Annotated in this window: 7 protein-coding genes; 4 read left to right on the plus strand and 3 right to left on the minus strand. The window is 63.5% G+C overall.

Going from position 1 to position 13,235, the window contains the following annotated elements:
• Positions 1–16: 16 nt before the first annotated feature.
• From AC3WLM_RS08050 to rpoB, 3 genes are all read right to left on the minus strand, one after another.
• Positions 17–1,819, minus strand: coding sequence for a methyl-accepting chemotaxis protein (locus AC3WLM_RS08050; protein ID WP_492477082.1), 1,803 nt, complete (start codon positions 1,817–1,819; stop codon positions 17–19).
• Between the two features lie 179 nt (positions 1,820–1,998).
• Positions 1,999–6,282, minus strand: coding sequence for a DNA-directed RNA polymerase subunit beta' (gene rpoC / locus AC3WLM_RS08055; protein ID WP_039337853.1), 4,284 nt, complete (start codon positions 6,280–6,282; stop codon positions 1,999–2,001).
• 90 nt (positions 6,283–6,372) lie between these two features.
• On the minus strand, positions 6,373–10,533 hold the full coding sequence (gene rpoB, locus AC3WLM_RS08060; RefSeq protein ID WP_492477083.1) for a DNA-directed RNA polymerase subunit beta: 4,161 nt from the start codon (positions 10,531–10,533) through the stop codon (positions 6,373–6,375).
• Positions 10,534–10,973: 440 nt separating this feature from the next.
• Here rpoB and AC3WLM_RS08065 point away from each other — a divergent pair, with 440 nt between their 5' ends.
• From AC3WLM_RS08065 to AC3WLM_RS08080, 4 genes are all read left to right on the plus strand, one after another.
• Complete coding sequence (locus AC3WLM_RS08065; protein ID WP_492477084.1) at positions 10,974–11,849, plus strand: hypothetical protein; 876 nt, start codon at positions 10,974–10,976, stop codon at positions 11,847–11,849.
• Positions 11,850–12,029: 180 nt separating this feature from the next.
• Positions 12,030–12,182, plus strand: coding sequence for a hypothetical protein (locus tag AC3WLM_RS08070; protein ID WP_156451958.1), 153 nt, complete (start codon positions 12,030–12,032; stop codon positions 12,180–12,182).
• A gap of 26 nt (positions 12,183–12,208) precedes the next feature.
• Complete coding sequence (locus AC3WLM_RS08075) at positions 12,209–12,739, plus strand: DUF2975 domain-containing protein (RefSeq protein ID WP_039337849.1); 531 nt, start codon at positions 12,209–12,211, stop codon at positions 12,737–12,739.
• Entirely contained in the window at positions 12,739–12,960 is a 222-nt protein-coding gene (locus AC3WLM_RS08080) for a helix-turn-helix domain-containing protein (RefSeq protein ID WP_492477085.1), read from the plus strand. The genes AC3WLM_RS08075 and AC3WLM_RS08080 overlap by 1 nt, the downstream gene beginning before the upstream one ends.
• Positions 12,961–13,235 lie beyond the last annotated feature (275 nt).

Consider the following 13,235-nt stretch of genomic DNA (forward strand, 5'->3'; position numbering starts at 1 on the left):
CGGCCTTGCTGCCTTTTCAGGTACCGAAGCGCAGGATCCTGGGTGACGCCACATCCTCTTTAAGTGCTGAAGAGCGCCGCAAGACCTGCGGGTTGGGCACCTCTGTCGGCCGGTTTTCGATATCGCGCGTGCGGAAGGTCGAGACCAGATCGGTCAGCCGCTCCGCCTCGGAGGACAGGCTGCGGGTTGCCGCCGAGGATTCCTCCACCATTGCAGCGTTCGCCTGCGTCATCCGGTCCATGGCGGCCACTTCCACGTTGACCTGCTCAAGACTTTCCGCCTGTCGCGCCGCGGCCTGCGCGATCTGCGTGACCAAAGCATCGACTGCTGCGATCTGATCGACGATGCCGGTCAGGCGGGAGCCGGTTTCGCCAACCAGTCGGACACCCTCCTCCACCTGGCTCGTGCTGTTCTCGATCAGAGTCTTGATGTTCTGCGCGGCTTCGGCAGAGCGCTGGGCCAGGGCACGGACTTCGGTTGCGACAACGGCAAAGCCCTTGCCGGATTCGCCCGCGCGTGCGGCCTCGACACCAGCATTCAGGGCCAGCAGGTTGGTCTGGAACGCGATTCCATCGATGACCGAGATGATATTGCTGATCTCCTGCGCCGATGCTTCGATCGCGGCCATCGCGGCAATGGCCTGCTGCACCACTTCGCCGCCACTGCTGGCCTCGCCATGGGCCGAGCTGATCGCAACATTGACATCCTTTGCCCCCGATGCGGTTTCCCGCACGCTGCCGGTCACGCTTTGCATGGCCGATGCGGTCTGGGCGAGGCTCGATGCCTGCTGCTCGTTGCGCCGCGCCAGATCGTCGCTGGCATCGCGGATCTCGGCGATCGAATTGAGCACACTCGCTGCGCCCACACGTACGGTGCGCATTGCCGATGCAAGGGCATCGACGGCGATGTTGTAGTTCGTCCGCAGCTCCTCGTAGGCTTCGGGGAAGCGCTGGTCGATGCGATGTTCGAGATTCTGGCGCGCCATGCAGTCAAGGCCTGCCGATAGCGCCGCAACGACTGCCTGCTGCTCCTCCTGCGCCTTGGCCCGGGCGATGCCGTTCTCCCGGAAAACACCAATGGCGCGTGCCATCACGCCGATCTCGTCATTCCGCTCCGCCCCCGAAGCTTCGGTGCGATAATCGCCTTCGGCCATGCGCTGCATCGTCCCGGCAGTCTCGACCAACGGCGCAACGACGCGCTGCCGGATCATCCTGGCGGCAAACAGCACGATAGCGAGAACAGCGCAGGCAATCGCCGCGAACGCTGCGATCAGGATGAACACGAGGCGATTGGCATTTTCCATCAGCGCGGCGCGATAGGCGGTGGACCGCTCAACGAGATGCTCGACCGCGTCGTGCTTTTTCAGGTAGGCTGGGGCAAGTTCCTCCTGCTGGACTCGCAGCATCGTCGCGGTATCCCCGGATTCGAGAGCCGGAAGAAATCGCTGGTCGATGGCCTGCCAGAATGCATCGGCAGTGCCGATGGTGGCCTGCACTTCGTTGCGCAGTTCATCAGGCACAGGCGCCGTGGCCCAATAGGCCTTGCGCTGTTCGAACAGCGCGCGCTCTTCGGCGAGTTCCGCCTTTGCGTGAACGGCGTGCGCGGGGTCGGTCAGCGACCATGTGGCGTGAAGATAGGGTTCGACTACGAACGCCGGCGGCGGCAGGATGTCTGCCAGGAGTTCGTCCTGCAACAGGTTCTGCTTGTGGAGCGGTCCGCCGAACCGAATATAGCTGACCGCCACGCCCACGATCAGGATCGCCGCGAGTATCAATGCGACGACCAGTTTGGCGCCACGTGAAGTCTGCTCACTGAGCATGCCGTGTCCCTTGAGATTGGTATACATGGCATGAGGCAACGAAGTTAGATTGGCGTTTCAGGAGCGTAGGAATTTCTACTGCCGTAGAAGCCCGGCGCCCCTGTCAAGCAGACGTAAAAAGGCCCCGCCGGATCGCTCCGGCGAGGCCTTCAAACTGTCCCTGACGGATCGACGAAGCCTTACGCCTCGTCGCCCTCGATCAGGTAATCGCCGGCATCGGCGTCGGTGCCGTGGGTCTCGCCCTCGACCGCCGCCAGCGGATCGTCACCGATTGCGGCTTCCGGCCCCTGCGCCAGCTCGGCTGCATGCTCTTCGGCTGCCGTCGCCGGAGCGATCAGCGATTCCTGGAGCTTGCGGTAGGAGGCACGCAGCGCGGCATCGCGCGAGGAGGCGGCGACGCGCAGGCGATTCATGCCCGCACCGGTACCGGCGGGGATGAGACGACCGACGATCACGTTCTCCTTGAGACCGATCAGCGAGTCCTTCTTGCCTTCCACGGCCGCCTGCGTGAGCACGCGGGTGGTTTCCTGGAACGACGCGGCCGAGATGAACGAGCGCGTCTGCAGCGAGGCCTTGGTGATGCCCAGCAGCACCGGCTTGCCTTCGGCGGGCTGCATGCCCTCTTCCAGCTTGGCGTTGGTTTCGAGCATCTCCTCGAGGTCGACCTGTTCGCCCGGCAGCAGGGTGGTGTCGCCACCGTTGGTGATCTCGACCTTCTGCAGCATCTGGCGAACGATCACCTCGATGTGCTTGTCGTTGATCTTAACGCCCTGCAAGCGGTAGACTTCCTGGATTTCCGCGACGAGGTACTCGGCCAGAGCCTCGACACCCATCACTTCCAGAATGTCGTGCGGATCGGGCGAGCCCGAGATCAGGTTGTCGCCCTTCTTGACGTAGTCGCCTTCCTGCACGTCGATCACGCGGCTCTTCGGCACGAGGTACTCGACCGGTTCACCCTCTTCCGGGATGATCGCGATCTTGCGCTTGGCCTTGTAGTCACGCACGAACTCGATGCGCCCTGCGATCTTGGCAATGATCGAATTGTCCTTCGGCTTGCGGGCCTCGAACAGTTCGGCAACGCGCGGCAGACCGCCGGTGATGTCGCGGGTCTTGGCGGCTTCGCGCGATGCACGGGCGAGGATGTCGCCCGCTTCGACGCGCTGGCCGTCCTCGACCGAGAGCGTGGTGCCCGGAGCCATCAGGTAGCGTGCAGCTTCGCCCGAATCGTCGTCGAGCAGGGTCAGGCGAGGACGCAGGTCCTCCTTCTTGCCCCGGCCGGCGGCACGGTTCTCGGTGACGACGCGGCTCGACATGCCGGTGGCTTCGTCGGTCTGCTCGGTCAGGGTCTTGCCGTCGACAAGGTCCTGATAGCGCACGATACCCGGCTTTTCGGTGATCACCGGCAGGGTGAACGGGTCCCACTCGGCCAGGCGATCGCCCTGCGAGATGATAGCGCCGTTCTCGTGCAGCAGGTGGGTACCGTAAGGCACGCGGTGAATCGCGCGCTCACGGCCCTCGGTGTCCATGACCACGATTTCGCCGTTGCGAGCAAGCGACAGACGACGGCCGCGCTTGTCGGTGATCGTCGGAATGTCGCGGTAGACCACGGTACCATCCGAGATCGCCTCGAGGTGCGACTGCTCGTTGACCTGCGCCGCGCCACCGATGTGGAAGGTACGCATGGTCAGCTGGGTGCCCGGCTCACCGATCGACTGCGCGGCGATGACGCCGACAGCTTCACCGATGTTGACCGGCGTACCGCGCGCAAGGTCACGGCCATAGCACGTGCCGCACACGCCCTGCTGGGCTTCGCAGACCAGCGGCGAGCGGATCTTGGCCGACTGCACGCCGGCAGCTTCGATCTTCGCGATCGCGGCTTCGTCGAGCAGTTCGCCCTTCTGCGCGATGACCTCGCCCGACTTCGCCTCGATCAGGTCTTCGGCGAGGGTACGGCCAAGGATGCGCTCGCCCAGCGAGGCAATCGTCGAGCCGCCCTGGACGATCGCGCGCATTTCCAGCGCACGCTCGGTGCCGCAGTCTTCCTCGATCACGACGCAGTCCTGCGACACGTCGACCAGACGACGGGTCAGGTAACCCGAGTTCGCGGTCTTCAGCGCGGTGTCCGCGAGGCCCTTACGAGCACCGTGGGTCGAGTTGAAGTATTCAAGAACGGTCAGACCTTCCTTGAAGTTCGAGATGATCGGGGTTTCGATGATCTCGCCCGAGGGCTTGGCCATCAGGCCGCGCATGCCCGCAAGCTGCTTCATCTGCGCCGGGGAGCCACGAGCGCCCGAGTGCGACATCATGTAGATCGCGTTGATCGGCTTCTGACGGCCGGTCGCCTCGTCGACAGGCGAGCTCTTGAGCTCTTCCATCATGGCATTCGCAACCTGGTCGCCGCAACGGCTCCAGGCGTCGATCACCTTGTTGTACTTTTCCTGCTGGGTGATCAGGCCGTCCTGGTACTGCTGCTCGTAGTCGGCAACCAGTTCCTTGGTCTCGGCAACCAGCGCATCCTTGCTGTCGGGGATGATCATGTCATCCTTGCCGAACGAGATGCCCGCCTTGAACGCGTTGCGGAAGCCCAGCGCCATGATGGCGTCGGCGAACAGCACCGTGTCCTTCTGGCCGGTGTGGCGATAGACCTGGTCGATCACGTCGCCGATTTCCTTCTTGGTCAGAAGGCGGTTGACGATCTCGAACGGAACCTTGTGGCTCTTGGGCAGGCATTCGCCGATCAGCATGCGGCCCGGCGTCGTTTCGAAACGCTTGAGGTACTGCTTGCCGTTCTCGTCGGTCTGCGGAACGCGGGCGATGATCTTCGAGTGCAGCGTGACGGCCTTGGCCTCCAGCGCCTGGTGCACTTCGGCCATGTCGGCCAGCATCATGCCTTCGCCCGGCTCGCCGGCGCGGTCCATCGACAGATAGTAGATGCCCAGCACCATGTCCTGCGAAGGCACGATGATCGGCTTGCCGTTGGCGGGCGAGAGGATGTTGTTGGTCGACATCATCAGCACGCGCGCTTCGAGCTGGGCTTCCAGCGAAAGCGGTACGTGGACGGCCATCTGGTCACCGTCGAAGTCGGCGTTGAAGGCCGAGCAGACGAGCGGGTGCAGCTGGATCGCCTTGCCTTCGATGAGGACCGGCTCGAACGCCTGGATGCCGAGACGGTGCAGCGTCGGCGCACGGTTCAGCATGACCGGGTGTTCGCGGATCACCTCGTCAAGGATGTCCCAGACTTCCTTGCGCTCCTTCTCGACCCACTTCTTGGCCTGCTTCAGGGTCATCGACAGACCCTTCGCATCAAGACGCGCGTAGATGAACGGCTTGAACAGTTCGAGCGCCATCTTCTTCGGAAGGCCGCACTGGTGCAGCTTGAGTTCCGGGCCGGTCACGATGACCGAACGGCCCGAATAGTCGACGCGCTTGCCGAGCAGGTTCTGGCGGAAGCGGCCCTGCTTGCCCTTGAGCATGTCGGACAGCGACTTCAGCGGACGCTTGTTGGCGCCGGTGATCACGCGGCCACGGCGGCCATTGTCGAACAGCGCGTCAACGGCTTCCTGCAGCATGCGCTTTTCGTTGCGGACGATGATGTCCGGCGCGCGCAGCTCGATCAGGCGCTTGAGGCGGTTGTTGCGATTGATGACGCGGCGATAGAGGTCGTTGAGGTCCGAGGTCGCGAAGCGGCCACCGTCCAATGGCACCAGGGGGCGCAGTTCGGGCGGAATGACCGGCACGACATCGAGGATCATCCATTCGGGGCGATTCCCTGAATCGATGAAGGATTCCACGACCTTCAGGCGCTTGATGATCTTCTTGGGCTTGAGCTCGGACTTGGTCGTCCGCAGCTCTTCCATCAGATCGTCGCGCTCCTGCTCGAGATCGAGGTTCATCAGCATGTGCTTGACGGCCTCGGCACCGATGCCGGCCGAGAAGGCGTCTTCGCCATACTCGTCCTGCGCGTCGAGCAGTTCGTCCTCGGTCAGCAGCTGGTACTTCTCGAGCGGGGTCAGGCCCGGCTCGATGACGACGTAGCTTTCGAAGTAGAGGATGCGCTCAAGCTGCTTGAGCTGCATGTCGAGGAGCAGGCCGATGCGCGAGGGCAGCGACTTGAGGAACCAGATGTGCGCGACGGGCGCGGCCAGTTCGATATGGCCCATGCGCTCGCGGCGCACCTTGGTGACGGTGACTTCGACGCCGCACTTTTCGCAGACGACGCCCTTGTACTTCATGCGCTTGTACTTGCCGCAGAGGCACTCGTAGTCCTTCACGGGGCCGAAGATGCGCGCGCAGAACAGGCCGTCACGCTCGGGCTTGAACGTGCGGTAGTTGATGGTTTCCGGCTTCTTGATCTCGCCGAAGGACCAGCTGCGAATGCGCTCAGGCGACGCCAGACCGATCTGGATCTGGTCGAAGGTCTCGGGCTTGGCGAGCTGGTTGGTGAATTTGGTCAGGTCGTTCATTTGGTGCCGTTCCCTTGCCCTGTGAAAGGGCGTTGGACGTGAATTCTGGTGCGAAGGGGTGGGCGGCGGCAGAACCGCCGCCCGTGTTCCTTACTCCGCCGCCTCGGCGAGGCCGTCGTCATCCGTGTCATCGAGCGACGACAGTTCGACGTTGAGGCCCAGCGAGCGCATTTCCTTGACGAGCACGTTGAAGCTTTCGGGAATGCCGGCCTCGAAGGTGTCGTCGCCCTTGACGATCGCTTCGTAGACCTTGGTGCGGCCGACCACGTCGTCCGACTTCACCGTGAGCATTTCCTGCAGCGTGTAGGCCGCGCCGTAGGCCTGAAGCGCCCAGACCTCCATTTCGCCGAAGCGCTGACCACCGAACTGCGCCTTGCCGCCCAGCGGCTGCTGGGTAACGAGCGAGTACGGCCCGATCGAACGTGCGTGGATCTTGTCGTCGACCAGGTGGTGAAGCTTGAGCACGTACTTCATGCCCACCGTCACCTTGCGGTCGAAGGCATCGCCGGTGCGACCGTCGAACAGCGTGACCTGACCCGATTCATCGAGCCCGGCCAGACGCAGCATGTCGGTCACGTCCTTTTCCACCGCGCCGTCGAACACCGGCGAGCCCATCGGCACGCCGTTGCGGACAGCTTGGGCAAAGTCGATGATCTGCGCGTCGTTGCGGGCGTCGATCTCGTCGGCATAGTTGTCGCCGTAGATCTCCTTGAGCAGCTCGCGCACCGCTTCCGGCGGCTGGCCGGCCTCGGGGTTCGGGTTGGCCTCGCGCCATGCGTCAAGAGCCGCGCCAATGCGCTTGCCAAGGCCGCGGGCGGCCCAGCCAAGGTGCGTTTCGAAGATCTGCCCGACGTTCATGCGCGAAGGCACGCCCAGCGGGTTGAGCACGAAGTCGACAGGCGTACCGTCCTCGAGGAAGGGCATGTCTTCCTGCGGCAGGATGCGGCTGATGATGCCCTTGTTGCCGTGACGGCCGGCCATCTTGTCGCCCGGCTGCAGCTTGCGCTTCACGGCAACGAAGACCTTGACCATCTTGAGCACGCCGGGGGCGAGTTCATCGCCACGCTCGAGCTTTTCCTTGCGGTCCTCGAACTTCTCCTGGATCGCCTTCACCGCAGTGTCGTACTGCGCCTTGACCGCCTCCAGCTGCTGCTGGCGTGCATCGTCGGCAACGGCGAACTTCCACCATTCGTGACGCTCGACATCGGCGAGAACCTGCTCGTCGATGACTTCGCCCTTCTTGATGCCCTTGGGCGCTGCAGCCGAGACCTGGCCGAGCAGCATGTCGCGCAGGCGGTTGAAGGTGGCGCGGTTGAGGATCGCGCGCTCGTCCTCGCGGTCCTTGGCGAGGCGTTCGATTTCCTCGTTCTGGATGGCGCGTGTACGGTCGTCGATCTCGATGCCGTGACGGTTGAAGACGCGAACGTCGACGATCGTTCCGGCAACGCCGGGCGGGAGGCGAAGCGAGGTGTCGCGCACGTCGCTGGCCTTTTCACCGAAGATCGCGCGGAGCAGCTTCTCTTCCGGCGTCATCGGCGATTCACCCTTCGGGGTGATCTTGCCGACGAGGATGTCACCGGGGTGAACTTCCGCACCGATGTAGACGATGCCCGCCTCGTCGAGGTTGCGCAGGGCTTCCTCGCCGACGTTCGGGATGTCGCGGGTGATGTCCTCAGGCCCGAGCTTGGTGTCGCGCGCCATGACTTCGAACTCCTCGATATGGATCGAGGTGAAGACGTCTTCCTTGACGATGCGTTCGCTGATCAGGATCGAGTCTTCGTAGTTGTAGCCGTTCCAGGGCATGAACGCGACGAGCACGTTGCGGCCCAGCGCCAGTTCACCGAACTCGGTCGACGGACCGTCGGCGATGATGTCGCCCTTCTCGATCAGGTCGCCCACCTTCACCAGCGGACGCTGGTTGATGCAGGTCGACTGGTTCGAGCGCTCGAACTTCTGCAGGCGGTAGATGTCGACGCCCGACTGGCCGGGTTCGATATCGCCCGAGGCGCGGATCACGATACGGGTTGCGTCGACCTGGTCGACCACGCCCGAACGCAGGGCCGAGATCGCAGCGCCCGAATCGCGCGCCACGGTCTCTTCCATGCCGGTGCCGACAAACGGCGCATCGGCCTTGATCAGCGGCACGGCCTGGCGCTGCATGTTCGAGCCCATGAGCGCGCGGTTGGCGTCGTCGTTTTCCAGGAACGGAATGAGCGAGGCGGCAACCGAGACGAGCTGCTTGGGGCTGACGTCCATCAGCGTGATCTGGTCACGCGGGCTCATCACGAATTCGCCGTTCTGGCGGGCCGAGACGAGTTCCTCGACGAACGATCCGTCAGCATTCAGCTCGGCCGAGGCCTGCGCCACGGTGTGCTTCTGCTCTTCCATCGCCGAGAGATAGATGACGTCCTTGGTCACCTTGCCGTCGACGACCTTGCGGTACGGAGTTTCGATGAAGCCGTACTTGTTGACGCGCGCGAAGGTCGACAGCGAGTTGATCAGACCGATGTTCGGGCCTTCCGGCGTTTCGATCGGGCAGATGCGGCCATAGTGGGTCGGGTGAACGTCGCGGACTTCGAAGCCGGCGCGCTCGCGGGTCAGACCGCCCGGCCCAAGTGCCGAAACGCGGCGCTTGTGGGTGACTTCCGAAAGCGGGTTGGTCTGGTCCATGAACTGCGAGAGCTGCGAGGAACCGAAGAACTCGCGCACGGCGGCCACGGCGGGCTTTGCGTTGATCAGGTCGTTCGGCATGACGGTCGACACGTCGACCGAGGACATGCGCTCCTTCACGGCGCGCTCCATGCGCAGCAGGCCGACGCGGTACTGGTTTTCCAGCAGCTCGCCCACCGAACGCACGCGACGGTTGCCGAGGTTGTCGATGTCGTCGACTTCGCCCTTGCCGTCCTTGAGGTTCACCAGTTCCTTGACCACGGCGAGGATGTCGTCGGTGCGCAGGGTGGTGACGCTGTCATCGCACTCGAGGCCGAGGCGCATGTTCAGCTTGACGCGACCCACGGCCGAGAGGTCGTAGCGGTCGGCATCGAAGAACAGGCCATCGAACAGCGCTTCGGCGGTTTCGCGCGTCGGCGGCTCGCCCGGGCGCATGACGCGATAGATATCGGCCAGCGCGTGGTCGCGATCCGGAGCCTTGTCGGCCTTGAGGGTATTGCGGATCCAGGGACCGGTCGAGACGTGATCGATGTCGAGCAGTTCGAGCGTGTCGATCCCGGCCTTGTCGAGCAGATCGAGGTTTTCCGGCGAGACTTCGTCACCGGCTTCGATCCAGATGCGGCCCGTGGCTTCGTCGATCAGGTCACGCGCGGCATAGCGGCCGAAGATCTCCTCGGTCGGGATCAGCAGCTCTTCAAGCCCGTCCTTGGCCGCCTTGTTGGCAGCGCGGGGGGAGATCTTCTGGCCCGCCGGGAAGATCACTTCGCCCGACTTGGCATCGACGATGTCGAACATCGGCTTCGATCCGCGCCACTGTTCGAGCACGAAGGGCACCTTCCAGCCGCCCTCGGCACGTGCCCAGTTCACGGTGTCGTAGAAGTGGTGGAGGATCTGCTCGTCGTCCAGGCCCAGCGCATGAAGCAGCGCGGTGACCGGCAGCTTGCGCTTGCGGTCGATACGGACGTTGACGATGTCCTTGGCGTCGAATTCGAAGTCGAGCCACGAACCACGGTAGGGGATCACGCGGGCCGCGAAGAGGTACTTGCCCGAGGAGTGGGTCTTGCCGCGGTCATGGTCGAACAGCACGCCGGGCGAACGGTGCATCTGCGACACGATCACGCGCTCGGTGCCGTTGATGAAGAACGTCCCGTTCTCGGTCATGAGCGGGATGTCGCCCATGTAGACGTCCTGCTCCTTGATATCGATGAGCGACTTGGTCTCGGTCTCGGCATCGACCTCGAAGGTGGCAAGCTTGAGCGTGACCTTCATCGGCGCAGCATAGGTGATGCCGCGCTGGCGGCATTCGTTCACGTCGTACTTCGGCGCTTCGAGGACGTAACCGTCACGCTCCTTGATATCGAGGCTGGCGGTGCCGGCGAAATCCTGGATCGGGAAGACCGAACGCAGCGTCTTCTCGAGGCCCGAGACATAGCCGATCGACGGATCGGAGCGGAGGAACTGCTCGTACGATTCGCGCTGGACCTCGATGAGGTTCGGCATCTGCACGACTTCGTGGATGTCCCCGAAGATCTTGCGGATGCGCTTCTTCACACCGGGACGACTGGCTGTCTTGGAAACCATAAAGGTTGCGAGCCTCTTTCAACAAATGGCCGGAAAACCGGCGGAAATTCTGCCACGCGCGGGCGATGGGCCACCAAACGGCGAAAGGCCGCACAGCGCACGGCACCCCGTTCAACGGAAGCCATGGCCCGCAGCCTCTTGCGTCAGATGGATTGCCCTGCGCCTCCTTCCCGAGCCACCCCCTGCGCATGGGACGGCCTTGCTCGAAGCGCTGGACAGGGGCGGCATATAGGCAATGCCGATCGTTAAGTCAAAGGGCGCAAAGGCATTTCGGGGGCCACGGGAGGCACCGCCAAGTAATTCCGTTAAACGATGAACGTCGGTTCAGAAACCGTGAAACATTGTTGCGGAGAACCAAAGTGGCGACACCTCACGGGCAATAACCGCTCGTTTCGTCGCCAATACGGAACCTATTGCGCGGTTCGTCGCGTTTTCACTTCATGACCAAGATCAACGCCATATCGCCCCGCAACACCATGGCGATTTCAGCCATGCTGCTGCTTACTGCCGGAACTGCCCATGCGCAGGACGTTACTATTCCTGTAACTGATGCACCTGTGGCAGCGGCCCCTGTCGTGACTCCCGCGCCGGCAGCTCCGACCATCGTGATCCCGACTGCAACGCCGGAGCCTGTTCCTGAGCCCGCGACCGCATCGACGCCAGTGGCCGCGCCGATCGCGCAGCCCCGACCGGCCGCGCGTCCCGCGCCGCGTTCAGTGGCGCGTGAGTCGGCGCCTGCACCTGCGCCAGCAGCTGCAACGGAATCGACGCCAACGCCGGTCGCAGCCCCCGTCCCGGCCCCCATCCCCGCTGTTGCATCGTCTTCAGTTTCAGAGCCAACGACAGCAGCCCCCGTTGCGGCAGACGTCGCCACGGACAGTGTAGCACCGGACTGGGCACTGCCGGTCGGCGCTGCAGCAACCCTGCTCGTGCTGGGTGGCGTGGGCCTTGCCGTCAGCCGCCGCCGTCGCGTCTATGCGGAAGACGTGGATTTCGTGCCCCCGGTTGCAACCCGGCCCAGTCTGAGGCCGCAGCCCGAACGCCGCGTCGCGCCGCCAATGCCGCCCGAGCGACCCTCGACCCCGACATACGCCATGTCGGCTGCAAGCACCCGCACCGCGAGCGAGCGCGAAGCCCTGATCGAACGCATCGTTGCGTCTCCGCCAGACGATGCCAACCCGTTCCAGTCGCGCAAGGCGCGCCGCCGCCGCGCACGGATCATGGTGCAATCGATGGCCGCGCGCAGCGAGGTGCCCACCTCAACACGTGCCGAGCAGGTGGTGCCCGAGGTTCGCACGGATTACGCGCAGGCCTGAACCCTTCCAAAACCCTTCAAGGACAAATGAGCCTCGTCCGCTGGACGGGGCTTTTTGCATGGCAAACGCGCGGTAACGTCGCAAAACGATAAGCGATATATCGTTTTTCAATATTATTGATTGACGATAAGGCGAAACGACATTATTGAATATCGATATTGACCTTATCGGAGAACGATCATGTCCCGCCTGCTTCCCCAGACCGCCGCCGCGATCCTCTCGCTGCTGCTGGCTGCCACGCTGTGGCTGCCGACGGTGGATGCCGGCTCTGCCCCGTTCGCGCTCGCCGATGGTCCGGTCATGGCGACCTACCAGCTCCCGCTCGCCGCCTGACCGCCCACTCAACAGGAGGGAATCCAATGTCCACACTCCGCACCGACCCGCTTCTGGGATTGGCCAAGGCTTTGCTCACGTTCATGCTGATCGTAATCGTGATTGGCATGGTGGGTCTCGGTATAGGTTTTGCAGCCACGGTCGGCCTGCACGGGATGGTTGCCGAAAAGCTCGCCAAGGCCGGTGCCGCAGAATCGACTTATTGGCTCATCCTGCTGATGTTCCCGCTGCTCGCCGCAATGCTGGCTTCGATGCATCGGTTCGTCGAAAAGCTCCGTGCCATCGTCACAACGGTCGAGGACGGCGATCCATTCACCCCCGGCAACGCAGAGCGTCTGCGCGCGATGGCGTGGCTGTCGGTCATCATCCAGCTGCTTTCCATACCCGTCGGGATCGTCGGCGTGATGCTTGAGCAGGCCAGCGCGGATGCAGCGTCGGTCAATGTCGATGCCGATTTCTCGATCAACGGCCTGCTGCTCGCGCTTGTCCTGTTCATCCTCGCCCGGGTGTTCCGCACCGGCGCGCAGATGCGCGAAGACCTGGAAGGGACCGTGTGATGCCGATCAATGTCAAACTCGACGACCTGCTCCACGCCCGCCGCATGACGCTGACCGAACTGGCCGAACGCATCGACCTGACGCTCGCCAACGTCTCGATCCTCAAGACCGGCAAGGCCAAGGCCATCCGCTTCTCCACGCTCGAGGCGATCTGCCGCGAACTGGATTGCCAGCCCGGTGACGTGCTGGGATACGAGCCGGAAGGCGCCGAAACCGCCTGAAGCTTGACTCTCACGCCCGAATCCGCCAGAGGCCCGCCCTGACCGGTGGGCCTCTTTGGTTTCATCGTTCATCCGTCCGAGACAGTTGGTGTGCGGGATCTGCCTGCACTTAATCTCCAGCCTAGACGGGGAAAAGAGTTTCAAGGCCCCTCGCTCCTGCAAGGATCGTGGCGCCCCTCGCGCTTTACGGCGCACCTCCTTCCCTTGTCACGGACTCGCCGGTGGTCTTCGGGCCATCGACAAACGTAGCCGACTGTCCGGGTCTCCCGGCTCAG

It is taken from the genome of Novosphingobium sp. FW305-C-30-35, from assembly GCF_058783135.1.